Here is a 26,623-nt window from a genome sequence, read left to right as displayed (position 1 = left end):
AATATTTATATTAGATTACTCCTTTTAATATAATGATAAAAAAACTTGTGTAGAAAATGTGTACCAATGTATCTGTCAAAAAGTCTACATAAAATTTCCATAATAGCCTGCTATAGTCAAAACAAGTTCATTAGGAAGGAGGGAAGAATTTGAGAGAACCCTACGACAGAGTATTTATTTCGTTTGGTCCATTTACTATTTATTGGTATGCCATTTTCATAGTGTTTGGGATCATAATCGGATATTTTGTTGCTAATAGAAGAGCAAAGCGTGCGGCATTGCCTGAGGATACAATTGTTGATCTGTTGTTATATGGATTGCCAGTTTCTATTATATCGGCCAGATTATACTATGTACTTTTTGAATTACCTTTGTACATTGATGATCCTTTAAGTATCTTAAAAATTTGGGAAGGTGGTCTAGCAATACATGGTGGATTAATTGGTGCTGTATTGACAGGGGTTATTTATTGCAAGAAGAAAAATCTTTCTTTTTGGAATGTTGCTGACGTAGTTGCTCCCAGTATAGTAATTGGACAAATCATTGGACGATGGGGAAATTTTATGAATCAAGAGGCATATGGAGAAATTGTAGACATAGAGTTCCTGCAATCTCTGAAACTCCCATCTTTCATAATTGATCAAATGTATATTGATGGGGCCTACCATCATCCGACTTTTTTATATGAGTCTTTATGGAATATAGGAGTACTCATTATTTTGCTTCTGGTGTCAAGAAATAGAATGTTCTTTGGGCAAATATTTTTAATTTATCTTTCACTATATTCCGTCGGGAGATTCTGGATTGAAGGATTACGGACCGACAGTTTAATGCTAACAGCAAACTTGAGAATGGCTCAAGTCCTGTCCATAGTCCTATTAATTGGCTCTATATTAACTTACATCTATCTCAAAAAATCTAAGGAGGAAGATTTACATGGAAGCATTACTTAATCTCTTACCACTACTATTACTACTAATTTTTCCTATCTCAATGATGTTTATGCATAAAGGGCACGGACATGCTGGGCATCATCATATGCATGGAGAAGATCATTCAAAACACACTGGTTCCGAAAATGATATAGCAAGTTTAAAAATCCAAACTGAGCAATTAAAAGAAGAAGTTGCTACTCTAAAGAACTTAGTTAAGGAGCGATGACAATGCAGTGGTTATTACTTTTATTATGTCCGATAATGATGATATTTATGATGAGGGGTATGCACTCAGGATCGCATAATGAAAAAGATGACGAACAATTGAAACAGGATCTTGAAAATTTAAAAGAGCAAAATGATATCTTAAGTAGTGAACTAAGCGATTTGAAATCACGGTTAAAATAAGTTAAAGGAGTGTGATTTATATTTCACACTCCTTTAAAATTCACTAAATTCATGGTTCAGAATAGAAATGGTTCTATCAAAATATTTAGTCTAACTTAATTTGACAATTAATATCTTAATAAACAAGTGATTTGTGATTTTAATCTTAATTTACCAACTGTTTAGAATATTAAGTATGCTATACTAATTAACGGCAACTTGCCCCGAAAGGGGGTGTTGTTGTGTTTTACCAAATCTTATCGTTAATCGTTGCGCCAATACTTGTTGGCATAGTCACTGAACTATTTTCTCATTGGTTAGAAGAGAAGGACAAAGACAACGATTGAAAGCAAGTTGCTTGCTAACCCACACGCCAGATTCGCGCCTGGTGCAAAAAAAAGCCCAACCTATTCCAGTAGGTTGGGCTTTTGTGTTGTTGTGTAACAACAAATCTTATCGTTTCGCACATTTATTATAGCATGATTTTAAAATGAAGCCAAGTTGCTGATTCTATCTGTTGTTATTGGTGTTGCCTAGAACGATTCTAAGCGCTTGTTTAATTTTAAAGTATACATTCATCTTCAAAACGTCCTGCAATGATACAATAAAAGCATGGCTGCTAGTGAAACTTGCGACCATGCTTTTATAAATACTTAATTAGATTCTCTTTTTAAAAATGAATGCTGATCCTAATACCCTTAATGAACCTAGGACAGACAATGCAATATTTTCTGTTTCTCCTGTTTTTGGTAAAACTTTCATTTTTCCGTCTGAACCTTTAACTGTTACTGTTCCGTCTTTTTGAACATTTGCGCCAATTTCTTTAGCTTCAACTTTTTTTGTTGTTCCGTCTGCTAATTGAATGATTGGTTTACTATCTTCAATTGCAACAATCACAACGCCTGTATCTGTATTAGCTGGGTTTTCAATTGGGTTTGTGTCTACTGCTTTACTTGGTTCTGTCGGCTTGCTTGGTTCCGTTGGCTTGCTTGGTTCCGTTGGCTCCGTTGGTTCCGTTGGCTCTGTTGGATCGACTGGATCGACTGGATCAACTGGATCTACATAAAACTGAACAAACTCTCCCATATTTTTCTCCTTTTATGAGACTAGATTACGATTATCTCTTCAAGAGTAAATACACTAATTACAGGAAAATAATAGAAAGACAGATAATTTTGTATAGTTAACTCGGGTTGCAGTATACATGTAAACCTTACGGAGACTCACTTTCAACACTGTTTAGTCAAAAATCTTACATGCTTATAGGTGCTAGAAAAAATAGTTGCAAGATTAAAAAAATTAATCCGAAAAGAATTATTGCATCAATCTTTTGTTTAGAAAAATCTTTATTCTTGTATGAAATATATATTTTATAGACCACTACTATACAGAAAAATAATAATATGAGTCCCATCTAATCACCTTGTCTATTCCGTTTGTTAGTTCATCTTGAATTCATCTACTTACCTAGCATAAGTATCAACTTTCCTTTTAAAAGAGTATACTCTCTTTGAAAAGGAATCTAAAGATCATACTACTTCCAAATTTCTTGGGTTTCTGTATCATTTTCGGTAAAATTTCTCTAATCTTTACCCTCTGAAACATTTCTACATACCTGAAATTTTGCAAAACAAAAACTCTCTTATCAACTTCTGTGAAAGTTAATAAGAGAGTTCAACGTTTTTCTTACTAGTTTGGTTCGCATAATCCGAAAAATCAGCTCAGAATACGTACTAAATGAGTGATAAATACTATAGCTTACCTAATCCCCAAAGCAATCCGTGCATAGCGGCTCATGCGATCAGTCGTCCAAGCCGGATACCAAACTAATTTCACTTCGATTTCCCCGACTTCTTCTACTTCAGATAAGGCATCATGGATATTATCTGTTAAGACATCTGCTAGTGGGCAGCCCATTGTCGTTAATGTCATTTTAATCATTGTATGGCCAGTTTCACCATTAAATTCAACTTCATAGACCAAGCCAAGGTTGACGATATCAATTCCTAACTCCGGATCAATAACTGTTTCTAACGCAATCAAAATGCGTTCTTTGATTTCTTCAATTTGTTCCTCTGTATAAGGTTGGCTCATCCAATCTCCTCCTACACTATTCATACGCAAATCATACCTGTTTTTCAACTATTTGTAAATCATTGCTTATCGTTTCTGTTTCTTTAATTCGGGAAATGATCCAGTTGCTTTAAAAATACGTTGCTCATCATCTGAGGCAAAGCGACCGACAATCGATTGAGTGGGCACGATATTAATAAAGGCATCTGAGTCCACTTCTAGTACGGCTTGTTCCAAATCATATAGTTCATAACGAGTGATGACGATCATGATCGTCTGACTACTCACGCCAGAGTAGCCACCTATCGAAGGAAATAATGTCATTCCTCTAAAAACATGCGCTGCAATATTTTTACCGACTTCATCCGCGCATCTTGTTGTTATATAGGCGGTGACTTTTTGATGGCTCGTATGGACGGTATCTACGACGCGACTCATCGCATAAATGGAAATTATTGTATAAAGTGCACTCTCCCAAGAAAATAATAGCCCAGCAAGTAAGACAATGATACCGTTTAGGATCATCATATAGCTGCCGACTGTCTTGCCGGTGATTTTAGAGAAGATGAGCGACAGGATATCCATCCCACCAGTGGTAAAACCATACTTTAGCGAAAGTCCAGCGCCGACACCAATCAAGACCCCACCGACCAGTGCGTTTAATAATAAATTATCCGTGATGTGTCCTTCTGGAAAAACCATAGTTAGCAATGATAAGACGACCACATTCAAAAAACTAAAAAAGGTCGCCGAGCCCCCTAAGCGGATAAAGCCAGCTATAAATACGGGAATATTTAACAATAGAATAAACAGACCCATGCTTAAATGAATCCCCGTCGTCTGTTCAGCAAAAGCGACAATAATTTGGGAAAGACCATTTAGTCCAGCTGACATGATGTTTCCTGGATTTAAAAAGAAATTTAATGAAAGCGATCCTGTAAGTCCAGTAATAAGAATAATACATAATTTTTTGCCTAAGTCATGATAGGCGTTAGTAGCTATCTTCACTGACATGGTACTCCTCTCAAAACAATCTATCCGAAGCATATCAACAACCATCAAAGTTGAAAAGTATCGCTACCATTTTTTTAGCAACTTCTTATCGTTCGACTAGCATTTTCACAGAATATTATCGACACCTGCCCAAAATTGCCGTAAATCTTTTTGGATTGACTGATTATCGTACAGTATCATTGCCGGTTGCCAGTGTTGCGGCAGTAAGTGGCGGTAGGCAGGTTGTCGATAGCGGTTGTCAATGAGTAGGATCACCCCGTAATCTTGTTCGTCGCGAATAACCCGACCACCTGCCTGAATAACTTTGTTCATTCCTGGTAAGCGATAGGCGTAATCAAAGCCATTTTTTTCTTGGTCTTCAAAATACAACCGCAAACGCTCTTGCTTTTGATCCATTTGGGGCAAGCCTACACCAACAATTGCCGTACCGATAAGACGTGTCCCCTTCAAATCAATTCCTTCTGAAAAGACTCCTCCGAGGACACAAAAGCCGACCAAAGTCTTGGTGGGGGCTGCTTGAAAGGCAGCTAAAAATTGGCTGCGGTCTTCTTCGCTCATATTCTCCTCTTGCACTATGACTTGGATGGTCGGATAGGCTTGGTGAAAAGCTGTCAAGGATTGTTGCAAATAGGCATAAGAAGAAAAGAAGACGAGATAATTACCGACTCTTGGCTGCACAAATGTCGCCAATGCTTCTGTCAAATGCGGTAAGGATTGATCCCGCTTACGATAGACTGTCTCAATACCAGCGTGAATCATGACGTGTTGTTGCTTTTCCTGGAAAGGACTTTGGATGCGAAACCGCATGCTCTCTTCGTCTCCACCTAGGACGGTCTGATAGTAGTCCAGTGGCTGAAAGCTCGCTGAAAACAATGCCGCGCCTTGTGTCTGCTTCAATCGTATTTCTAATAATGGTGCCGGATCAAGGCAAACTAAGGTCACTGTGATGGTGTCTGTATCAGATACTGTCACGGCAGTCTCAAAGTGATGATCATAAAGCTCACTAATTTTTAAGTACCGCAATGCAGCAAAATATGTCTCAAGTAATTGTTCGTCGGTACTTTGATTTGCTTGTTTGGCTAATTGTTCCTTGACTTGCCCCGTCCAGTGAAGCAATAAGTTATCGAGGGTGTCAGACTTTGCCTTTTGGTAATGCTCTTTTTTACCCGTGTCATGCAGATATTGGGCAATCGTATCGAGTTCGTTGATGAGCTTGGTGGTTGTTTTTTTGAGCTTGACGTCATTAGTCGAGTTGTTTAGTATTTGCTCAAAGGAAGCTGAGTCAATGGCTGCTGTAAACATTTCTTTTGATCGTTGCACTAGGTTATGGGCTTCGTCGATTAAGACGAGATTTTGATCATTCGATTCATCGAAGAAGCGGCGCAAATAGACATTTGGATCAAAGGCATAATTGTAATCCCCGATAATGACATCGCACCAGAGACTAATATCCAACGAAAACTCAAAGGGACAAATTTCATGCTTTTGAGCATAGCGTTCGATGACTGCACGGGTGAAGGTATCTTCATGGTGTAAGCTGTCCCACAAGGCTTCATTCAAGCGATCATAATAGCCATTTGCAAAGCGACAATCGACTGGATTACACGTTTGCTTATCCAAAAAACAAATTTTTTCTTTGGCCGTTAATGTGACCGACTTGCTTTTTAGGCCCGCTTGCCGTAAATGTTCCATCGCGTCTTCTGTCACTTGCCTTGTAATGGTCTTAGCCGTCAAATAAAACAGATGGTCTTCCTCTTCTTCTCCTAGACTCTTTAGGGTCGGGAAAAGGGTCGCCATGGTCTTACCTGTTCCAGTCGGCGCTTCACAAAACAGTGTGCGTTTGGCTTTCATCGTCTTGTAGACAACGGCTGACAATGCTCGCTGCCCAGGTCGAAAGGAGCCATGCGGAAAAGTTAGTTCTTTTATTGATTCATTGCGGCGTTTTCGCCACGTGCGCTTGAAGACGAGCCAACGATGGTATTCTTTTACTAGTTGCTCAAAAAAGTTTGTCAGTTCGTCGAGTTGATAGGTCTTGGTTTGCTGAGTCAGCTTTTTCTCGATGGTTTGGTAGTAAGATAAACGAATACGCATCTGTGAAACATGAGCTTCTTTGGCATAGATATAGGCATAGACCATCGCCTGGGCAAAGTACAAGGCCAAGGTCTCTTCGGTCAGTGACTCAAACGGTACTTCAGACGTCTTAATCTCATCAATCACCCAGTCTTCCTCTTCACGAAAAAGACCATCCGCCCGTCCCTCGACGAGCAAATGATCTTTTTCAATCACGGCCTCATACGACAATGCTACTTCTTTTTGGTATTCTGGCTCAGTTGCTTGTTTTTGAAGCTTCCGATGAATCGCAGCACCTTCTTGTGCGGTATGCAGACTGACCGTGCGATTATCGATGCTCCCTTTTTTCAGCACAAATTCGACTAGTTTTCGTACTGCTATTTTCTCTTGTGGCATGTGGCTTCCTTTTTCCCGTTTTCTTTTAATCCTACCTTGTTAGCGTCCTTTTTTCAAATAATCTTGTATTGATTTAATAAAAGCCTTCATTCGCTTTGTATCGAAGCCCATTTTTTGATAATTTTCTAAAATCGAATGAATCTCCATAAACAAATAACTTACATAAAAGGCATACAACAAGCCAACCCCAGCTTTAAGTGGTATTAATAGGCTCACAGGTAAAAAGAAGAGCAGTAATAATAGACTGCTGACTTTCCTTAAAATCCCGTTAATGCCGATTTTGGAGGTGAATTCGTGGGTAATTTTAGCCGCCACAATACCACTGACCAAATCGACAAACATCGCCAAACACAACAAAGCCAATAAATACAAAACGTCTTGTTCCATTAATTCTTGAAAGACTACTTTCATCCTCTCACTTCCTCTCTACTCATATAAACGTAAAGAAAAAGCGAAATGTCAAAAGAATTTATTATTTACTGATGCGGACTTCATAAATGACGTCATTTTGATCTTTCACTTGGGTGTAATTGTCATTTTGAAAAGTAAATAGTTGTTGGTAATTGTCTGCCCCTTTGATGAGCAGCTGACTGTCGTCAATCGACACAGTAATGTCAGTTATGACAGTCTCGTAGACCTTATATGGATCTGCATCATAGGTTTGATCAGGAAACGTCTTCATGACGTCTTCTGCGACTTGATGCGTATCCTGAGACCCATCAGCATTTAATTTATTGTCTTGGGTAATATTGGGGTTATCGACTGGAATATATTGTTTGACGACGGTCATTTGATCGCTCTGAATATCAAATACCCCTTGGCTTTGCGGAAAGTGTGCGGCATCCGTCTGTATCAGCATAAAATTTTGCTTTAACAAAAGTGATTCGCTTGTTGGTTCTGTCGATTCTCTTACCGAGTCGGTCGTCACATGGATTGTCGTATCAGCCGCCTTTTGGCAACCAACTAACATGAGGCATACAATAAATAGTCCGAGAAAACGATACTGTTTCAAGCGAATCCCTCCTTTTCTCGCAATTCTTGGTTTCATTTTACCTTATGAAACCAGCACACTATTTTTTTTGTGAAGAAATTTAGTTTTTTCTCAGCTGATTTTCGCTTTTTTCTTTTTTTCCTCTGACTCATCCTGCTTTGTCAGTTTATATATGATAAGGTATACTTAAATGAATAAGAAAAGGAGGATGTTTCATGAATATCCAGAAAATTGTCACAGGACCAGTACAAGAAAATTGCTATTTGCTATGGCAAAATAATGAGCTGTTAGTTGTAGATCCAGGTGCAGATGCAAAAAAGATCATTGCCGCAATCAAAAAAACAGCTGCCACCCCACTAGCAATTATCCTTACGCATACCCATTACGATCATATTGGTGCGGTTGACGCGATTCGCGATCAGTATCAGATTCCCGTCTATGTCAGCTCTGATGAACAAGAATGGCTCCAATCCCCACAAAAAAACCTATCTGGTCGTCATCCAGAATTAGGTCCTATTACTGCGCGCGATGCCGAGCATGAGTTTGAGTTGAATACTACGCTTACGATTGGCTCCTTTTCATTTGAAGTCGTCCCTACTCCTGGCCATTCGATCGGTAGTATCAGCTTCATCTTTGATTCATTTGTGGTTTGTGGCGATGCTTTGTTTAAAGGTAGCATCGGTAGAACGGATTTATATACTGGGAATTTGGAACAATTACTAAACAGCATCCAGACTCAACTATTTACTTTACCAGATTCCTTTGATGCTTACCCTGGGCACGGTGAACCAACCACGATTGGTCACGAAAAAGCAACTAACCCTTTCTTTAACTAAATTTACGCAAAGAACAAGTATAGAACGGAGGAATCTTCATGGCAAAAACTGAATTATATGTCGTTCGTCACGGTAAAACAATGTTTAACACAGTACAACGGGTACAAGGATGGTGTGATACTCCTTTGACAAAAAGTGGGGTTGAACGGATTCAATATTTAGGAAATGGACTGAGTGATATTCCTTTTGTTGAAGCAGTCTCAAGTGATAGTGGACGAGCAATTGAAACGATGCGCCGAATTTTAAAAGAACATCCAAATGGCAAAGACATTCCTTATCATACCGATGAACGAATTCGTGAGTGGTGTTTTGGTTCCCTTGAAGGTGGCTATGATGCAGAAATGTGGGGTGTTGTCCCTAGAATTTTGAATTTTCCAGATTATGACAATATGATTGCCAATCATGTCTCATTTGAAGATATTTGTAATGCCATTTATGATGCTGATACGGCTAACTGGGCTGAGACCTACCAACAATTATCGACAAGAGTCTGGACTGGCTTTGAGGACATCGCCCATCGTGTCGAAAGAAATGGCGGTGGCAAAGTAGTCGTCGTGTCTCACGGCTTAACGATCGCCTTCTTGATGCATCTGATTAATGAAGAAAACACTGTTCGCGTCGATATCGACAATGGATCAGTGACACGCCTCTTGTACGAAAATGGCAAGTTTACCATTGAAGAGTTTGCCAGTACGGCTTACATTGAAAAAGGAATGAACTAATCAATAAGAACCATAAGTTTTAAGAAGATGGAAAAATTGCTATTTGGAGCGTTTTCTTTACACTTCTTTACAAAACTTATGGTTTTTTTCTTTGCTGACCTGTCGTATACTAAATTCGTATGAATTTTTGAAGGGAATGAAAGTATGTTTATTGAAAATTTTATAAAAGCAATTATCTTTGGGATTGTTGAGGGCATTACCGAATGGCTGCCGATTAGTAGTACAGGCCATTTAATCTTGGCTGATGAGTTACTCAAGATGCAAGAGTCAGAAGCGTTTATGACGATGTTTAATGTAGTTATTCAATTAGGTGCCATCTTGGCGGTCGTTGTATTGTACTTCCACAAATTAAACCCATTTGCCCTTAGCAAATCCAAGGCTGAAAAAAACGATACTTGGTCACTGTGGTTTAAAGTAATCGTAGCTATTTTGCCATCCGTCATCATTGGATTGCCATTAGATGATTGGTTGGATGCTCATTTTTATAACTTTATTTCAGTTGCTATTATGTTAATTGTATATGGGGTTGCCTTTATCGTCGTGGAAAAAAGAAATCGTAGCATCACACCGAAGATTACAGAATTTCATCAAATCACGTATAAATTGGCGTTATTCATTGGTATGTTCCAAGTGCTTGCTTTAATCCCTGGGACATCACGCTCTGGTGCAACGATTTTAGGTGGGATTTTATTAGGAGCGTCACGCTTTATCTCTGCTGAATTCTCATTCTTCCTAGGAATTCCGACCATGTTTGGCGCAAGTTTACTAAAAATCGTCAAATTTTTCGCAGAAGGACATTCTTTTACAACAGAAAATACGATCATATTATTAACAGGAACAGTCGTTTCCTTCTTCGTATCGATTCTAGCTATAAAATTCTTGATTTCTTACATTAAGAAAAATGACTTTACTGCCTTTGGATGGTACCGAATAGTTCTTGGTATCATTTTAATCGGCTATTGGGTAGTCGCTCGATAGAAACTGTCTACTATCAAAAATTTGCTGCTGCAAAATTCGACAAACTAGCACGCTAGTACAACGAAAGACCAGAAAATCCAAAAGTTTGAAAAACAACTACTGGATTTTCTGGTCTTTTTGCTTGTAGCTGAGCATTTTTGCCTCAGCCTTTTTTTATGAATTTTTAATGACAACCCCACCTATTAATTCTGCTACATATTCAGCATCATTAATGGTAGTCTCAAAACGCTCATATACGTCTTTCCATTTGATAATTTCTAAAACTTGTGTGCCATCTGTAAACAATTGTTTCTTCAAACGACTGAATAGACGATCAGCTTCTGATTCGGTTTCGGTCACTTGTTTAATCATTTGTTTCAATTTTTTCGAATTTTTGAACTTCGGAAATTCCTTCATCGCTACTTCTAAACCATCGCAGGCGCGACGAACATAATTAGCAAATAAATCTGTTTCTAGTCGCATCGCTGAAATTGCTAAATTTTCAAAAAGATACGTTAAGCTATTGATTCCATCAAGTACATCATCCAAATGAGTCGCGACTTCCAAGATATCTTCTCGATCGATTGGTGTAATAAATGAATCGTAAAGTTCATTTGTGATTTCATCCACGATAGCATCTGCTTGATGTTCATAGTCATGGATTTTTTGAGAATAGCCATCTAAATTTTCTTGCGAAAAATTTTGAACCAATTCTTCTAAACAAATCGCTGCTTTTTGTACCAGGACTGCTAATTCATTTAATTTTTGAAAATAATTGTATTGTTTTTTTCTAGCCATCTTCAATCTCCTTAAAATATTGCTACGAACAATTTAGCCATCAAATATGCAATTAACCCACAACCAGGAAAGGTCATAATCCAAGCGAAAAGCATCTCTTTTACGATTTTCCAATCGACACTTGATAGACGCTTCGACGCTCCTACTCCCATGATTGCTGTCGTTTTTGTATGAGTCGTAGATACTGGTATCCCTAACACAGAAGCCAAAAATAAACAGATAGCAGCACTTAAGTCTGCTGAAAACCCTTGATATACTTCTAATTTCACCATATCCATGCCGACCGACTTGATAATCTTCATGCCACCAACTGACGTTCCTAATCCCATCGTCAATGAACAAAGTGCCATCACCCATAGCGGAATGGTAAAACCGTTACCCGTTTTTTCTGCTAGGTTATTGTAATAAAGCCCTAACATAAATACACCCATGAATTTTTGACCGTCTTGTGCACCGTGCAAAAAGGCGTTGGCAGCTGCACCAAAGGCTTGACCATACGTAAAGAATTTGTTTGCCTTTCTTCTTGGTACATTTCTAAAACATAGTACAACAAGCTTGGTAATCAAATACCCTCCGAAAAAGCCTATCGCTGTTGATACAACCAAACCAACTAATACTTTACTCCATTCCGCCATATTGACTGCAGCTACACCACCCAGTGCCATAGCGGAGCCAGTCAAGCCAGCAATCAGTGCATGTGATTCACTAGTCGGAATACCAAAAAACCACGCAGCTACTGCCCAGACAACAATTGAAAAAAGCGAAGCAGCCAACGCAACTTGCGCAGCCTGTAATCCTTGCGCTTCGAAATTGACAATGTTGCTGATTGTTTCGGCTACTTGTGCATTGAAATACGTCATCACCAATGCACCCAAGAAGTTCATAATTACAGCCAAACCAATTGCAAAATTCGGCCTTAATACTCTCGTAGAAACTGCCGTCGCGATTGCATTTGGCGCATCCGTCCAACCATTAACAAAAATAACCCCCATAACCAACACAATTGTAACAATAAGGGCGATACTCATTTTTTCACCACCATTTAAATTTTCGTAAGTATCATACCATAGCCACAATTAAATCAAAACCATTATTTTAAATATTGTAAATTTTATGTATTCATTTTGTTAATTTATGAAGTTTTTTTTCTTACTCTTCTGGTGATTTCAAAAAAATCTGTTAAGTAAAATTTCTTTACAACTTTTAATTGCAATCGTCGCAAGGATTCGTTATAATAATTAGTGTTGATTTATACGATAATCGTATAAGACTTTATTTTGGAGGTGAACAAAATGCCAAACATTGAATCTGCAATCAAACGCGTTCGCACTAGTGAAATTGCTAATGCGAAAAATTCATCTCAAACAAGCACTATGCGTACAGCAATCAAGAAATTTGAAGAAGCTGTTGCTGCTGGAGCTGAAAACGTAGATGCGTTATACAAAGAAGCTGCTAAAGCGATTGACATGGCTGAAACAAAAGGATTAATCCATAAAAACAAAGCTAGCCGCGACAAATCTCGCCTAAGCAAAAAAATCGCTAAATAAAAAAGAAGTTCCCTTTTGAATTGATTCCTAGAAATTAGCTTACTAGTTTCTAGGAAGTTCGTTCAAGGAACTTCTTTTTTTATCGTCCTACTAATCGATTGGCTGTTTGCAAAATGAATAATTCAAATAAATACTCCTTGGTCATCTGACCAGTCTTCATTTTGTAATCATTTTCCACTAATTGATCAAATAATCCCTCTAGCTCACTTCTTGAATACTTCCGCGACTGTTGCATCGCTAACTTTACTCGGTATGGATGTGCTTTGACTTGATCCGCGATTGCCCCTTGTTGCATTCCTTGTTCCATTAGTATTGCCACTTGTAAATATAATCTAATTTGTCCAATCAAAATCGCATTAATTTTGATTGTCTCCTCACCTTGTAACAAAAGCTCACGATACCCTTCTAACGCCCCATCTGCCTTACCTTTTAAGATCATTTCAGTTAACTCAAAGACATTATTTTCAAGTGTTTTGGGGATGAGTTGCTCTACAGCCTTTACCGTTATACGCCCAGTGGCACTAGCAAAAAGAATGAGCTTCTCTAGTTCATGCATGGCCTTACTCAGATCCATTTCAGTCGATCGTAAAAACTGCTCTAACGCTTGTGGCTCGATGTCCACATTCGCTTGTTTTAGTTTCTCATGTACCATGCGTTTGACTTCGTTTTCCGCTAAGGGTTTGGTATCAATTAGGACTGCTTGTTTTTTTAGTCTCTTGGTTATCTTCTTCCGTTCATCAAATTTATCGTACGGTGCGAAAAAAACGAGTACCGTCGTTTGTAAGGGCGAGTTAAGATACTCAATCAGACGGTCCAAGTTATGATCTGGTCCATTGGTCTTTTTTTCACTCGTCAAAAAATAAGGATTCATGGCAAAGAGTAGCCGTTGATCACCAAAAAATGGCACGGTTTCTGCTTCATCAATTAGTTGATCCACGGTGAGTAGTTCCAAATCAATTTGAGTGAAATTTAAGTCATTTTCAGTAATTGCCATGCGCTGTAAGAAGGCTTCTTTGACCTTTTGTTGCAGATAGGACTCACTACCTTGAATACAGTAAACGGGCTGTAAGGTTTCTATTGTTGCGATAGTTTTTAGTGCTTGTTGAATTGACATTTCTCAACCTACCTTCCGTCTTTATCCTATCATGCACATCTGCTGAATGCTACTTTTTTAAATAAAAAGTTCGCTGATTCCATAAGCCGCTCCGATACTGTATCATGCCATTTTGGTCTGTACGAAATATGTGTACTCCATGTGCCTTTAGCGTAGCCAATGTTTCTTGATGTGGATGCTTGTAGCGATTGTTACGACCGCAGGAAATGATGGCTTCTTTTGGAGTAAGCGAGTCAATAAATTCAGGGCTAGAAGAAGTTTTGCTGCCATGATGGCCGACTTTTAGGACGTCAACAGAAAAGTCCCCATATCGGCTGAGAAAGTCACGCTCTCCTTCTTCTTCAAGATCACCAGTAAATAAAAACGTACGATTCGCCCAGCGAGTATATAGCACTAATGAATCATTATTTTCTCCCTTGCCATCTTCAGGTGACAGGACAAGTAAGTCTCGTTGCTTGCCGACTTTGGTACCAGTCGCTATTTCCTGAAAGTGAACGTGCTGACTGAATGTATAGTACAACGCTTGTACTTTTTCATTTGCTAGGCTTCCTTTGCCAAGGTAGACGTTTTCCACCTTGATTGCTTGCATCAATTCATCCGCATCCCCCAAATGATCCATATCTCCATGTGTTAAAAATAAGCCATCGATTTTTGCAATCCCCTCACCTTTCAGATAGGGCACCAAAGAATACATCACACTCGCCTCAGTTTTTCGCTCTTGCCAATCCTTTCGCTCATACGCAATGCGGCCACCGGTATCGATGACATACACCTCACGATTCCACTTTGTTTGCAAGACTATAGCATCGCCTTGCCCGACATCAACAAAAGTGACTTTTTCAAAAGGAACGAGGCGACTTCCAAGAAATGGTAGCAATAAGCAGCTCGTGACCATGAATCCATATTTTTTCCTTTCAAAAGACCAAATGCCCACGACTGTACAGATAATTATCAGTAGAAGAGATGGCTGACCACTCGTCAAAACGATCTTGGGGAAGACCGTTAAAAGGAACCGACTGCTAGTCATTAAAATAATTAATAGATTTTCTACTATTGTGCCAATCAATGGCACTCTACACACGAGAAAAAGGACCGTCGCCAATGGTAACAGTAATACGTCAAAAAGAGGCATCAATAAATAGGTGAAAACCCCACTCAACAGCGGCCATTCATAAAAAAAATACATTAAAAGAGGTGCACTAATGAAAGGAATCACCTGCGCATGTAGTAGCTTTTGCCAATGTGTATATACTGAGACCGTCACAAATAATAGGAAAAAGGAAAAGGCAAATGATAGTTGACTGGATAGCTGTAGGAGTGTACGTGGTTCAATCAATAGACAACTAGCCAAAACAATGCCATAGCGATCAGTCCCGCTAAGTCTTAGCGCGCCTTCTTTTCCCACCCAATAAAGCAAGTACATGAAAATAGCTCGCAATATACTGCTCGAAACACCAAAAAAGCAAGCTAGCAAAAAGGAAAGGACTAAAAATGGTCCAAGTTGAGCCTGAAAACTTAAACCAATGCGACGAAAGAACCAATCTACCCACCCTAGAAAAAAATAGACGTGCATCCCAGAAATGCTAAATAGATGTAACAACCCATTTTGTGTAAAAGAAGTTAATTCATCATAAAATTCAACTTGACGGTACCCAAATAAAAGACCATTCACTAAATAGCCTATTTTAGGACTGATATATCGCTCCACTCTGGCAATCGCCCAACTTCTGAGCTGATGGACAAGTCGCCATATACTCATTGGCAATGGACGGACTTGTATGATGTGCTCAATTGCAAATTGACCAGTATAACGATTGGCAATTAGGTAGGCTGGATAGTCAAAAGCATATTGATTGGTTTTTTTAGCTGGTGTCACAAATGTTCCCTTCACCTTGATTTGTCGTTGCCAATTCATCCTATTCGTCCAATCTTGCTTTTCTTGCTCGGACGACACAAGGTAGGTACACTTGATCTTGTTCGTTCCCACCTTACCATCGAATTTCACCAAATCACCATTTACAACAATCGTATCGGCTGCGATTTGTATCGTCAGATTTTGGCTTTGTTCACTCGATACAAATGGCGTTGCCAGAAACGACTCACGTGCGACTATGCCGACACTTAAAATACCTCCCAATGCTAGTAAAAAGTACTGCTTACGAAACATAAAAATACAACTATAAAAAAGAGCAATAAAAAGAAGGAACACGCTACGGCTATACCAGCTATAAAAGAGACAAGTAGCTGCCAGGACAGGCAAAGAATATTGATTACGATTCTTTTGAAGTGTGCGGATTGGTGAGCACTCCACTTGAAAGCTTCTCAAAGTAGTGCGGATGTAAGGTTACCTGGTGGATTTCCGCTCCGACGTGCGCCATTAGCTCTTGCGCATACAAATTATTATGATAGTCATGTAAATAATGAATTTTTTTGATTCCTGCTTGTAGAATGGATTTCGTACACTGCAAGCAAGGAAAATGTGTTACATAAATTTCTGCGCCATTGGTCGAGATCCCAAATTTTGCGCATTGCAAGAGCGCATTCATCTCCGCATGGATGGTACGAATACAGTGACCATCTACCATCGCACACCCCTCATCGATACAATGCGTATCGCCACTCACCGAGCCATTGTAGCCACCGGCAATGATGCGCTTTTCCTTAACTAATGTCGCTCCGACTTCTAATCTAGTACACGTGCTTCTCAGTGATAACAATACTGCTTGAGCCATAAAATATTGATCCCAAGGAATTCGTTCGTTTGTCATGTATGTCTCCAATCTCGTTTTCTTATATTGTAATCGAGTCGCGTAATTTTTCAACAGTCTTTTCACCAAAGCCGTCCACCTCGGTCAATTGGTCAATTGATTGAAAGTTGCCGTTTTGTGTTCGATAATCAATAATTGCCTGTGCCTTCTTCTCTCCTATACCCGTTAATGTCTGTAGTTCTTCAGCTGATGCAGTATTAATATTGACTTTGCTTTCGTTGCCTGCTTGCGGGGTTTGATTGGTTTGTTCAACTGTTTCTCCTTTTCTGGGAATATAGACAAGTTGTTGGTCCGCTAACACGATCGCCATATTCACTTGTCGATCCTCTGCATCATCTGTCAATCCACCTGCTACGTTAACTAACTCATGCAGCCGTGCATTGATAGGCAACTCATAGACTCCGGGCTTTTTGACTGCTCCCTTGATGTCTACTAGAATAATTTGCTGCGGCACACTCGTCGTTGTTTGGGTCGTTTGCTCGGTTGGCACCGAGACGTCAGTCCATACATCCTCTTTGGGATTTTGAAAAAGAAAGAACCACACACCAATACTTATCCCAACAAGACCTAGCATACTGCCAATCACCAAATATTGCTTTGTACTCCCACTCGTATTTTTCATCCAATTACCACCTCGTCAATAGTTACGCAAAAAAAGAAACTGAGATAGAATTATTCAATGAAAGCAAAAAGACCAGAAAATCCGCAAGTTTTTTTAAACTTTTGGCTTTCCTGATCTATTTTATAGTAATTAATTTTATCTAATCGACTCAAACTTTGTACCACAAACTAATGTACGTCCCAAAATCATGAATTGATGGCACGAATTGCGAGTAATTCGTTCACTTCATACGTTGCAGGCACATCAATTAATAGTTGATCCTCATCAAAAAAGATGGTTTTCACGCCAGCTGCATTGCCAGCTAAGATATCCATATTTCGATCACCAATCATGACCGTTTCATTTGGATTCATTTGATATTTTTCCATCAAGTATTGAATGGCATCTGGTGCCGGCTTTCCTGGAAATGGACTTTCTGAGCCAATGATTTCCTTGAAGTTATCGAGTAATTCATCTTTTTCTAATAGTTCTTTGGTTCCTGGCGTATCGCGATGGGTCAAAATATAGTTAGTATGACCACTAGCGACTACCCACTCCAAAATTTCTTTCGCTCCTTGAAACGGAATGGGCACTCTTGGATCTTTTGATTCAATGTCTTTATACACAGCCGTTAGCTGGTCGAAAGGCAATTGAAATACGTGCGCCAGTTCTTTTGATGAATGCGCCTTTAACGTACGATAGACTTCTTTTCTGTCTGCGACTTGATGCAACTCTTTTAATGCAGCGACAAAGCCATCTAAAATAACTGGATAAGTGTCGTACAGTGTTCCATCAAAATCCCAAATATAATGCTTAAACATAAATAAAAACTCCTAATTTTTAAATGAATGAATTGGTGCAGGAATGCGACCGCCACGAAGAATAAAGTCAGTCGACTTGGCAGGATTGATCTTCATGACTGGTGCTGTACCAAGCAACCCACCAAACTCCACCATATCGCCGACTTGTGCGTCTTTAGCAGGGATAATTCTTACAGCAGTTGTTTTATGATTAATTACACCAATTGCTGCTTCGTCGGCAATCATACCAGCAATCGACTCTGCAGGTGTATCTCCCGGGATAGCAATCATATCCAAACCAACCGAACAAATCGCCGTCATCGCTTCTAATTTTTCAAGATTTAATAGGCCACTTTCGACTGCTTTGATCATGCCCGCGTCCTCTGATACCGGAATAAAAGCACCTGACAAGCCACCAACATGATTACAAGCCATCACACCACCTTTTTTGACAGCATCGTTTAGCAAGGCCAAGGCTGCGGTCGTACCGTGTGTCCCTACTGACTCTAAGCCCATCTCTTCTAGAATCAACGCCACACTATCCCCTACTGCTGGAGTCGGCGCTAAAGACAAATCAACAATCCCAAAAGGCACACCCAAACGCTCAGAGGCAACACGTCCTACTAATTGACCCATTCGTGTAATTTTAAAGGCTGTTTTTTTGACTGTCTCAGCTACGACGTCAAATGATTCCCCTTTTACTTTTTCCAAGGCACGCTTCACAACACCTGGACCACTTACCCCTACATTGATGACACAATCGGCTTCTCCAACACCATGGAATGCACCAGCCATAAATGGATTATCTTCAACTGCATTCGCAAAAACAACCAATTTCGCACAGCCCATATCAGATGCGACAGCTGTTTTTTTGATTGTTTCTCCCATTAGCTTCACCGCATCCATGTTGATGCCCGAACGAGTTGACCCGATATTGACTGACGAACAGACAAAATCAGTCTCCGCCAAAGCTTGTGGAATCGACTCAATTAAGGGCAGGTCTCCTGCCTGGTAGCCCTTTTCGACTAATGCACTGTACCCTCCAATAAAGTTCACCCCAACTGCTTTGGCTGCTTTATCTAGCGCTCGAGCAAACTGTACACATCCCTGTGCATCGACTTTACTTGCTGCAGCTATCAAGGCAATGGGTGTCACAGAGATGCGCTTGTTTATGATTGGAATACCGTACTCAACTTCAATAGCTTCGCCGACTTTCACCAAATCTTTGGCTTTGGTGGTGATTTTTTGGTAAATTTTTTCACAGGCTTTCTCAGCATCTGCATCGATACAATCTAGTAAAGAAATCCCCATCGTTATCGTCCGAATATCTAAGTTTTCTTCTTCCACCATGCGAATGGTTTCTAAGATTTGATTTGTCTCCATCTTAATTCTCCTCGCCTACAATTTATGCATTGCATCAAAAATTTCTTCATTTTGAATGCTTATTTTTACGCCCAGCTGTTCACCCAATCCATTTAAGTGATTACGGATCATTTCAAAATCTGCTTTTGGTTGTAACTCTAGCATCATCATCATCGTGAAGTATTCTTGGAGAATGGTCTGTGTCACATCGACGATATTTATGTTTAATTTGGCAAGTTCCTGACTCACACCTGCAATGATACCAACCTTATCTTTACCAATAACCGTTAAAACTGCTCTCATTTATGGAAAGCCTCCTTTTATTTTTGTTTATTATAGCATAACCTCTATTTTATTCCGCCCATTTTTTCAAAATAATTTCATAAATCCATTTGTTTATTACCTACTTATACTTGAATGTTCGTCTATCTTTTTTTGCAAAAAAAAAAAAAAAAACTACCTTCCGAGGAAGATAGTTAATTTATTTTAGTACCAACCGTTTGCTAACCAGAAAGCTTTCGCAGCTGTCCATGAACCGTAACGACTTAAGACATATGCGTTGGCTACTTTTTCTTGATTGGCTGCAGAATAGTCACCATTTAGGTAGCTACTTGTTAATTGATAACGACCAATATATTGACCATTTGTTGCAGTATATGAACCACCTGATTCTTTATTTGCAATCCATTCTTTCGCTTCTGCCTCAGAACCTGTTGCAGTTGAAGAATAGGTAGTCGTGCTTTGTGTTGTTGTTTGTGTTGTTTGTGTTGTTTGAGTAGTTGCTGCTTGGCTTGTCGAAGCAGCTGTTGCAGCCGTTTGAGCGACTGTAGCTGAAGCATCGGTATTTAACACTAATGTTTCACCAACATAGATAAGATTTACATTTGAAATATTGTTATCAGTTGCGATACGGTTAACATAATCTGATGATCCAAAATATTCTTGTGCGATACTAGATAATGTATCATTTGCTTTAATTGTATAGTTGATTTCATCTGCATTTGCAGTTCCTGTATAAGCAACGAATCCGACTAGAGCGACAGCACTTAGAGCGAGTGATTTAAAAATTTTCATGTATGGTTGTTCTCCTTTATATTGTGAATAAGTACGTTGTTCTTTACAAGAGATATCTTACCAAGTATTTTCCCTCGATAGGTGACAGTTAGATGACGAATTGTTTCAAAAAGATGAAAAATATCAATTCAAATGCTTTTCAAGTATCGACTAGCGACTAAAATGCTGATATATCAATATTCATCCCTAAATTTTTGTAACATTTGTTTAATCTAATTTCATTGGATTTTCTCATTTTTTAAATTGAATTACCTAATAACGGCAGAAATAATCCTTATATATTACAAAATTGTGAAATTATTTCATAATTGTAATCGGTTTCTTTGACGTCCAAAATAAAAAAGTCCAATAGCTGAGAAAAGCGTATTTGCTTTCACAACTATTGGACGTGTTTAATTTTCCGTAATTTTATAATGTTCCATTCAAAATGTCATCTTCTCAATGCGATCAAAAGCTTTTGCAAGCTGTTCTTTTGATTGAGTTGCTGCCAAGCGCACATGATTCATCCCAGTTTTGACACCGAATGCCGTACCCGGAATCATTAGAACCTGTGTCTCTTTCAATAATTTTTCCACGAAAGCAACGGAAGTCATGCCTGTCTTTTCGGTATTAATATACGCATACATCGTGCCCTTTACCTTACCCATAGATAAGAAAGGAATCGCTGCGACACGTTGTTCGATATACTCTAAGCGTTCTTTGAAAACAGCCACGACATCTGGCACCAACTCATCAAAGTGATCCAATGCATAAGTTCCCGCCTTTTGTGACAATGAATTCGCCGCATAGGAGATGTTTTCATTTAAATACCTTGCCACATCATTCACTGGACTTGGTGAAATCATGTAGCCGATACGCCAGCCAGTCATCGCAAAGGCTTTGGAAAAACCGCTAAACGTAATGGTATTGTCTGGAGCATAGGTCGCCATTGGGGTAAATGTCTCATAGAAAGTAAATGCTTCATAAATTTCATCTGAAAGAATATACAGCTCATTCTCAATTGCAATGTCGGCAATTTTTTTCATCGTATCTTTGGTAAAGACCGCCCCTGTCGGATTATTAGGCGAGTTGATGATGATTGCCTTAGTCTTGTCTGTTACCGCAGCTTTTAAGCGTTGACTGTCTAGCTGGAAGTCCTCTTCTTCAAAGGTCGGGATTACAACCGGTGTGCCACCTGCAAGTAACACTTGGTCTCGATAAGGTGAAAAAAACGGCTCATGAATAATTACTTCATCGCCTGGATTTAAAATTGCCAAAAGTGCGAGATACATGCCATGGGAGACACCAACCGTCGCACGGACTTGATTTTTTTCAAACGTTAACTGGTAATTTTTTTGGTAAAAGTCAATAACCGACTGAACAAATTCAGGACTGCCATCAGAAAGGGTGTAGTGCGTATGACCTTGTTTTGCTGATAGAGCTGCATAGTCGATTATTGTTTGGTTCGTATCTAAATCAGGATCACCTATCGATAAATCAATCAGTCCCTCTGTTTGTTTTGCTAAGATACCGATTTCCATTAATAAATTTTCTTCTGGATTTTGAAAACGTTTGGCAACTGTTAATTTTTTCAACGTACTTATCTCCTCTATTACAAAACTTTATTCAAAAAACTTTGCGTCCGAGCATTTTTAGGACTACCAAATATTTGTTCTGGCGTGCCTTCTTCTTGAATAATGCCCTCATCCATAAAGATTACTCGGTCAGCGACTTCGCGCGCAAAGCCCATTTCATGGGTGACTACGACCATCGTCATACCATTTTCAGCTAATTTTTTCATAACGGCCAATACTTCGCCAACCATTTCCGGATCGAGAGCAGAAGTTGGTTCATCAAATAACATCACGTCAGGATTCATCGCCAATGCACGCGCGATTGCTACCCGTTGTTGTTGTCCACCAGAGAGACTTGAAGGATACGCTTGGCTTTTTTCTTTTAGGCCGACTTGATCTAGTAACTTTAGACCTGTTTCGTTGGCAGCCGCTGACGCTTCTTTTTTGACCTTTATTGGACTAATCGTCACATTTTCTAAGACTGTTTTATGTGGAAATAAATTAAAGCTTTGGAAAACCATCCCCATTTTTTGACGTAATTGATCGATATTGACTCCTTTAGCCAAAAGATTGGTTCCCTCAAAGTCAATGCGACCAGACGTCGGCGTTTCCAATAAATTCAAACAACGTAAAAAGGTACTCTTCCCACTACCAGAAGGACCAATCACAACGACCACTTCACCGGCAGCAATTTCAATATTAATGCCTTTCAGTACTTCGTTTTTCCCAAATGTTTTATGCAAATCTTCTATTTTAATCATTCGTATTCATTCTCCTTTCGGCAACACCTAATAGTCGCGACATGCTAAATGTCAATACAAAGTAAATCAACGATACAATGACATATGGTAAGAACGGCTTGAAGCTAGCTCCTTGTACATTTCCTGCTTGGAAAATCAATTCAGAAACACCAATGACGGAAACAACAGAGGATTCTTTGATGACAGTCACAAACTCATTACCTAGTGCTGGTAAAATATTTTTGATCGCTTGTGGGAAAATAATAAATTGCATAGCTTGGCGTTGATTCATCCCCAATGAACGAGCGGCTTCCATTTGCCCTTTATTCACTGCACTGATCCCAGCACGAATGATTTCTGCGACATAGGCAGCACTATTTAATGCCAATGCAATACATCCAGCCGCAAGTTTTGACAAGTCTATGCCGATGATTCCTGAACCAAAGTAAACAATAAAGATTTGTACTAATAGTGGCGTACCGCGGACATATTCGATGTATGCAGTAGCAATCCATCGTAATACACGGATTTTCCCTAATTTAATAAGTGCTAGAATTGCACCAAATATCGCGCCAAACAATACCCCAATAATCGCTAAGAAAATTGTATAACCTGCACCATTCACGTAATATTTATAGTACTTTTGGAAGAAATTTTGATCTTTTTGAAACATTAATTTATTGGCTTCTGCTTGGTAGGTTTTCATTAAGCCTTTGTCATCAATTTCTTTAATAGAAGCATTTATCTTTTCTTTAAGTACTGGACTATTTTTTGGCATTGCGATTGCTGTTTGCTTCGTGCCATTTTCAAAGGTAACATCGGCCAACGTAAGTGAAGAATCACGGTCAACGTATGCTTCGGCTACTGGTTGCTCTAAAACGACGCCTTCGACTTTTTTATTGGTCAAATTCATGATTAGATCTGGTACTTTCTGTAAGGAAACAGCTGTCGCACCGACTAATTCAGTTTTGACTAGTTCTTCCTGCGTGGTTTGCTTTTGCGCACCGACTGATTGTCCTTTAAAGTCATTCACTGTTTTGTATTTGTCAGCATCAGCCTTGCGGATCACGACTTTTTGCGAAGATGTAAGATACGGGTCAGAAAAATCTACTTCCTTTAATCGTTCTTCAGTCGGAGTCATACCGGAAATAATTAAATCTATTTTACCAGTTTTTAGTGCACCTAATAGTGCATCAAATCCAAGTTCTTCAATTTTAAGCTTGACGCCTAGGTCATCGGCAATTTTTTGAGCAATCGATACATCGAACCCGACAATCGTATCCGTGCCATTAACCTCCGCATGAAACTCATATGGTGCATAGTCTGCAGAAAGACCGACAACTAATTCACCAGCATCCTTGATTTTTTGGTACTCTGCATCGGTTTCCTCTGCTTTCACGAATCCAGCTGGCATGACAGTCCCCAATGTTAGCAGGCAAGCCATTATCGCAAGTACCCACGTTATCTGTTTCTTTCTCACAAATTTTCTCCCCTTTAATTATTCATTTAATGTATAAAAATTCATAACATAGTAGTAACATCATAGCACATTCATCTACAGTTTAAAAGGATTTTTCTTGTAATAACCATGGAATCAATGCTTTAACAAATGATTCTTTTTTTCGTCGAAATTTTCTAAAAATTGACTTGTCAGCTCCATCGTCTTGCTCTACTATTACACTATAGAAAAGGAGTGTGACAAGCGAATGTCTAATCAATTAATCGTCCGTGGTGCACCACAAGAATATAGTTGTCATGAAGGTTCATGGTCGACCCTCCCTGACCATTTAAATGCTCGAAAACTTACAAAGCTACTCGTTTTACATGGAAAGGATTCCTGGGAGGCAGCTAAGCCTTATTTGCCAGATTTAAGTGAATTTGATAGTACGTATGAATATTACGGCGGTGTGTGTACCGATCAGCGTGTATCGGAAGTCGTCGCATTGTTTCAAAAAAGCAAGAATGAAGCAATAATAGCTGTTGGCGGTGGGAAAATCACAGACCTTGCCAAACAAGCAGCGCATCAACTTCGCTGTCCAGTAATCATCCTGCCTACATTGGCGTCAACTTGTGCCGCTTATACTCCATTAAGTGTGATGTATTTTGAAGATGGCGCGATGGATCGCTTTGATATCTTCCCTCAAGCCAATGCCTTGGTACTGATAGAACCAAGAGTTATCCTAGCATCGCCTCGTAAATTATTGATTGCTGGGATTGCTGATACACTAGCTAAATGGTACGAAGGAGATGCCATCATTCGCCAACTTGACACGGTGCCCGTTGAAGTGCAAGTCGCGCACTTTGCAGCAAAACAATGTCAAGAAAACTTACTAACCTATAGCTACGATGCCTTAGCTGCGATGGATCAACAAGAATTAAATGCCGCGTTTCTAACTGTTGTCGAGACGAATATCTTACTAGCAGGTATGGTTGGTGGCTTCGGCGATGAATACGGGCGTACAGCTGGCGCCCATTCAATCCACGATGCCATTACGATGATTCCAGAAAGTCATCATCAATTGCATGGGAATAAAGTTGCTTATGGGATTTTTGTCCAATTAGTTATTGAAAAGAATTTGCCAGAGATTGAAAAACTCCTACCATTTTATCAAGAGCTCGAATTACCTACTTGCCTAGCAGATATGAATATGCACTTCACCGAAGAAGACTATCGACGAGTCGCAGAACGTGCCACCATCCCTGAAGAAAGTATTCACTTACTAGCTGAAGAGATTTCACCAGAAATAGTGATTGCTGCTATGAAAGAATTAGAGACATTCATAACAAACAAAAAATAAAACGAACTGTGGAAGGCACTTGCTTTATTAGTGCCTTCCACGGTTCGTTTTTTTATTACTCGACTTCTTTGCAGACATCCACCCATGCCAGACTGTTGGCATAGCGAGCCAATTCATCAATGGTCAGCTCAATGGCACTATTACTGCTACCACAAGCTGGAAAAACAGTCACAAATTTTTGTAAGGATATATCTAAATAAATCTTGACTCCTTCATTTACAGCAAATGGACACACGCCACCAGCAGCATGATCCACAGCTTCTTCGACCTGATCAAAAGCAACCATGCGTGCCCGCTTTTGAAAGTATGCCTTAAACTTGCGGTTATCAATTTTCTGGTCGCCTGCCACCACAATTAAGATGACTTCATCATCTTTTTGGAAAGCTAGCGTCTTAGCAATCCGCTCTTCCTCGCAATGCAACGCCTCAGCTGCCAGCGCCACTGTCGCACTCGATGTCTCAAACTCTTGGATGCGATCGTCCATGCCAAATTCGGCAAAATACTTACGAACTGCCTCAATACTCTTGCTTTCCAACTCCTTTATTAGTCTTTTGGTACATATTTCATCCCTTCTCGGATACTTAGTGGCTGCATTTGTTTTTCATGTTCTTGGATAAATTGTTTTACCCATGTTGGATTGGTTTTGGAGTAATCTCTTAATGCCCAACCAATCGCCTTTTTTATGAAAAATTCTTTCTCAGACATATTTTTTAAAAGAATGTTTGCAAGCAATGCTTCGTTCGTTTTCTCGCGTCTGCCTAATTGATGATCAATCGCAATACGTCGCAACCAAAAATCAGCGTCCTCTGCCCATACAAGCATCAATTCATCCACTCTATGATCCCCTAACCCAATCGCGCCAATTATCTGGTCAAAACTATCGATCGAATCCCACCATTGTTTGGATTGAATCAGCGGCAAAAGACGCTCTATATCTTCAAAATGCAACTCTTTTTGACGACTTTGAAGAAAATCTAAGGCGACATACTGACATTCACGGTATAGTGAACCCCAAAAGTTAGACTTTTTAACGAAGTAGATTAATTTCTACTTCGTTTTTTTAATTGTACTTTATTTTATGCTGCAT

Annotated in this window: 30 protein-coding genes; 9 read left to right on the top strand and 21 right to left on the bottom strand. The window is 39.3% G+C overall.

Features of this window, described 5'->3' with window-relative positions; all coding sequences use genetic code 11:
• Positions 1-149 precede the first annotated feature (149 nt).
• The 4 genes from lgt (at position 150) to NE257_RS03640 (ending at position 1,669) form a co-directional block, all read left to right on the top strand.
• Positions 150-953: a prolipoprotein diacylglyceryl transferase gene (gene lgt, locus NE257_RS03655; RefSeq protein WP_007208418.1), complete on the top strand. Its 804-nt coding sequence runs from the start codon at positions 150-152 to the stop codon at positions 951-953.
• The gene (locus NE257_RS03650; protein WP_251870046.1) at positions 937-1,161 is read left to right on the top strand and encodes a hypothetical protein; all 225 of its coding nucleotides are present in this window, start codon (positions 937-939) and stop codon (positions 1,159-1,161) included. The genes lgt and NE257_RS03650 overlap by 17 nt, the downstream gene beginning before the upstream one ends.
• Complete coding sequence (locus NE257_RS03645) at positions 1,158-1,343, top strand: DUF2933 domain-containing protein (protein WP_002307645.1); 186 nt, start codon at positions 1,158-1,160, stop codon at positions 1,341-1,343. The genes NE257_RS03650 and NE257_RS03645 overlap by 4 nt, the downstream gene beginning before the upstream one ends.
• A 221-nt stretch (positions 1,344-1,564) precedes the next feature.
• Entirely contained in the window at positions 1,565-1,669 is a 105-nt protein-coding gene (locus NE257_RS03640; protein WP_022797289.1) for a type I toxin-antitoxin system Fst family toxin, read from the top strand.
• A 310-nt stretch (positions 1,670-1,979) separates the two neighbouring features.
• Here NE257_RS03640 and NE257_RS03635 read toward each other — a convergent pair whose 3' ends face one another.
• From NE257_RS03635 to NE257_RS03610, 6 genes are all read right to left on the bottom strand, one after another.
• Positions 1,980-2,408 carry an LPXTG cell wall anchor domain-containing protein gene (locus tag NE257_RS03635; protein ID WP_251885792.1) on the bottom strand — a complete coding sequence of 143 codons (429 nt, stop codon included), beginning with the start codon at positions 2,406-2,408 and terminating at the stop codon, positions 1,980-1,982.
• Positions 2,409-3,080: 672 nt separating this feature from the next.
• Positions 3,081-3,416, bottom strand: coding sequence for a metal-sulfur cluster assembly factor (locus NE257_RS03630; protein ID WP_007208451.1), 336 nt, complete (start codon positions 3,414-3,416; stop codon positions 3,081-3,083).
• A gap of 66 nt (positions 3,417-3,482) precedes the next feature.
• A complete protein-coding gene (locus NE257_RS03625; protein ID WP_251885791.1) occupies positions 3,483-4,409 on the bottom strand; it encodes a YitT family protein in 927 nt (308 codons plus the stop codon).
• Between the two features lie 105 nt (positions 4,410-4,514).
• Positions 4,515-6,875 carry an ATP-dependent DNA helicase gene (locus NE257_RS03620; RefSeq protein ID WP_251885790.1) on the bottom strand — a complete coding sequence of 787 codons (2,361 nt, stop codon included), beginning with the start codon at positions 6,873-6,875 and terminating at the stop codon, positions 4,515-4,517.
• Between the two features lie 39 nt (positions 6,876-6,914).
• A complete protein-coding gene (locus NE257_RS03615; protein ID WP_251885789.1) occupies positions 6,915-7,286 on the bottom strand; it encodes a phage holin family protein in 372 nt (123 codons plus the stop codon).
• A gap of 61 nt (positions 7,287-7,347) precedes the next feature.
• Positions 7,348-7,887 carry a hypothetical protein gene (locus tag NE257_RS03610; protein ID WP_251885788.1) on the bottom strand — a complete coding sequence of 180 codons (540 nt, stop codon included), beginning with the start codon at positions 7,885-7,887 and terminating at the stop codon, positions 7,348-7,350.
• A 194-nt stretch (positions 7,888-8,081) separates the two neighbouring features.
• Here NE257_RS03610 and NE257_RS03605 point away from each other — a divergent pair, with 194 nt between their 5' ends.
• The 3 genes from NE257_RS03605 (at position 8,082) to NE257_RS03595 (ending at position 10,402) form a co-directional block, all read left to right on the top strand.
• Complete coding sequence (locus NE257_RS03605; protein ID WP_251885787.1) at positions 8,082-8,702, top strand: MBL fold metallo-hydrolase; 621 nt, start codon at positions 8,082-8,084, stop codon at positions 8,700-8,702.
• A 38-nt stretch (positions 8,703-8,740) separates the two neighbouring features.
• Positions 8,741-9,424: a histidine phosphatase family protein gene (locus NE257_RS03600; RefSeq protein WP_251885786.1), complete on the top strand. Its 684-nt coding sequence runs from the start codon at positions 8,741-8,743 to the stop codon at positions 9,422-9,424.
• Positions 9,425-9,568: 144 nt separating this feature from the next.
• Positions 9,569-10,402 (top strand): undecaprenyl-diphosphate phosphatase, encoded by an 834-nt coding sequence (locus NE257_RS03595; RefSeq protein WP_007208458.1) that lies wholly within the window; start codon positions 9,569-9,571, stop codon positions 10,400-10,402.
• A 153-nt stretch (positions 10,403-10,555) separates the two neighbouring features.
• Here the strand turns inward: NE257_RS03595 and NE257_RS03590 are convergent, their stop codons facing one another.
• Both NE257_RS03590 and NE257_RS03585 read right to left on the bottom strand, forming a co-directional pair.
• Positions 10,556-11,179 carry a DUF47 domain-containing protein gene (locus NE257_RS03590; protein WP_251855210.1) on the bottom strand — a complete coding sequence of 208 codons (624 nt, stop codon included), beginning with the start codon at positions 11,177-11,179 and terminating at the stop codon, positions 10,556-10,558.
• An 11-nt stretch (positions 11,180-11,190) separates the two neighbouring features.
• A complete protein-coding gene (locus NE257_RS03585; protein ID WP_251851447.1) occupies positions 11,191-12,207 on the bottom strand; it encodes an inorganic phosphate transporter in 1,017 nt (338 codons plus the stop codon).
• Between the two features lie 264 nt (positions 12,208-12,471).
• Here NE257_RS03585 and rpsT point away from each other — a divergent pair, with 264 nt between their 5' ends.
• Positions 12,472-12,726, top strand: coding sequence for a 30S ribosomal protein S20 (gene rpsT / locus NE257_RS03580; protein ID WP_007208461.1), 255 nt, complete (start codon positions 12,472-12,474; stop codon positions 12,724-12,726).
• Positions 12,727-12,805: 79 nt separating this feature from the next.
• On the opposite strand, the gene holA is transcribed toward rpsT, so the two are convergent.
• The 11 genes from holA to NE257_RS03525 all read right to left on the bottom strand — a co-directional run bounded on the left by holA (position 12,806) and on the right by NE257_RS03525 (position 24,182).
• Positions 12,806-13,840 (bottom strand): DNA polymerase III subunit delta, encoded by a 1,035-nt coding sequence (gene holA / locus NE257_RS03575; RefSeq protein ID WP_251885785.1) that lies wholly within the window; start codon positions 13,838-13,840, stop codon positions 12,806-12,808.
• A gap of 49 nt (positions 13,841-13,889) precedes the next feature.
• Positions 13,890-16,007 (bottom strand): DNA internalization-related competence protein ComEC/Rec2, encoded by a 2,118-nt coding sequence (locus tag NE257_RS03570; RefSeq protein WP_251885784.1) that lies wholly within the window; start codon positions 16,005-16,007, stop codon positions 13,890-13,892.
• A gap of 103 nt (positions 16,008-16,110) precedes the next feature.
• The gene (locus tag NE257_RS03565) at positions 16,111-16,608 is read right to left on the bottom strand and encodes a ComE operon protein 2 (protein WP_251851445.1); all 498 of its coding nucleotides are present in this window, start codon (positions 16,606-16,608) and stop codon (positions 16,111-16,113) included.
• A 22-nt stretch (positions 16,609-16,630) separates the two neighbouring features.
• Positions 16,631-17,230 carry a helix-hairpin-helix domain-containing protein gene (locus NE257_RS03560; protein ID WP_251851444.1) on the bottom strand — a complete coding sequence of 200 codons (600 nt, stop codon included), beginning with the start codon at positions 17,228-17,230 and terminating at the stop codon, positions 16,631-16,633.
• A 185-nt stretch (positions 17,231-17,415) separates the two neighbouring features.
• Positions 17,416-18,030: an HAD-IA family hydrolase gene (locus tag NE257_RS03555; RefSeq protein ID WP_251851443.1), complete on the bottom strand. Its 615-nt coding sequence runs from the start codon at positions 18,028-18,030 to the stop codon at positions 17,416-17,418.
• Between the two features lie 12 nt (positions 18,031-18,042).
• Positions 18,043-19,392 carry a PFL family protein gene (locus NE257_RS03550; protein ID WP_251851442.1) on the bottom strand — a complete coding sequence of 450 codons (1,350 nt, stop codon included), beginning with the start codon at positions 19,390-19,392 and terminating at the stop codon, positions 18,043-18,045.
• Between the two features lie 15 nt (positions 19,393-19,407).
• Positions 19,408-19,674 carry an ACT domain-containing protein gene (locus tag NE257_RS03545; RefSeq protein WP_007208468.1) on the bottom strand — a complete coding sequence of 89 codons (267 nt, stop codon included), beginning with the start codon at positions 19,672-19,674 and terminating at the stop codon, positions 19,408-19,410.
• Between the two features lie 183 nt (positions 19,675-19,857).
• Positions 19,858-20,445: an aggregation-promoting factor gene (apf, locus tag NE257_RS03540; RefSeq protein ID WP_251885783.1), complete on the bottom strand. Its 588-nt coding sequence runs from the start codon at positions 20,443-20,445 to the stop codon at positions 19,858-19,860.
• Between the two features lie 422 nt (positions 20,446-20,867).
• Positions 20,868-22,019, bottom strand: a complete 1,152-nt coding sequence (locus NE257_RS03535) for an aminotransferase class I/II-fold pyridoxal phosphate-dependent enzyme (protein WP_251885782.1) — start codon at positions 22,017-22,019, stop codon at positions 20,868-20,870.
• A 17-nt stretch (positions 22,020-22,036) separates the two neighbouring features.
• Complete coding sequence (locus tag NE257_RS03530; RefSeq protein WP_251885781.1) at positions 22,037-22,759, bottom strand: amino acid ABC transporter ATP-binding protein; 723 nt, start codon at positions 22,757-22,759, stop codon at positions 22,037-22,039.
• The gene (locus tag NE257_RS03525) at positions 22,752-24,182 is read right to left on the bottom strand and encodes an ABC transporter substrate-binding protein/permease (RefSeq protein ID WP_251886441.1); all 1,431 of its coding nucleotides are present in this window, start codon (positions 24,180-24,182) and stop codon (positions 22,752-22,754) included. Before NE257_RS03525 ends, NE257_RS03530 begins: the two co-directional genes overlap by 8 nt.
• 262 nt (positions 24,183-24,444) lie before the next feature.
• Between NE257_RS03525 and NE257_RS03520 the strand changes: the two genes are divergently transcribed.
• Entirely contained in the window at positions 24,445-25,536 is a 1,092-nt protein-coding gene (locus NE257_RS03520) for an iron-containing alcohol dehydrogenase family protein (RefSeq protein ID WP_251885780.1), read from the top strand.
• A 55-nt stretch (positions 25,537-25,591) separates the two neighbouring features.
• Here the strand turns inward: NE257_RS03520 and NE257_RS03515 are convergent, their stop codons facing one another.
• Together NE257_RS03515 and NE257_RS03510 are read right to left on the bottom strand one after the other, a co-directional pair.
• Positions 25,592-26,020 carry a YbaK/EbsC family protein gene (locus tag NE257_RS03515; protein ID WP_251886440.1) on the bottom strand — a complete coding sequence of 143 codons (429 nt, stop codon included), beginning with the start codon at positions 26,018-26,020 and terminating at the stop codon, positions 25,592-25,594.
• A gap of 59 nt (positions 26,021-26,079) precedes the next feature.
• Positions 26,080-26,577 (bottom strand): DNA alkylation repair protein, encoded by a 498-nt coding sequence (locus tag NE257_RS03510; protein ID WP_251886439.1) that lies wholly within the window; start codon positions 26,575-26,577, stop codon positions 26,080-26,082.
• Between the last annotated feature and the right edge of the window lie 46 nt (positions 26,578-26,623).

The sequence above is a fragment of the Enterococcus italicus genome (genome assembly GCF_023743875.1).
Lineage (GTDB): Bacteria > Bacillota > Bacilli > Lactobacillales > Enterococcaceae > Enterococcus_G > Enterococcus_G italicus.
Note: the sequence above shows the minus strand (reverse complement) of the source record. Positions and strands in the feature narration are given on the sequence as shown.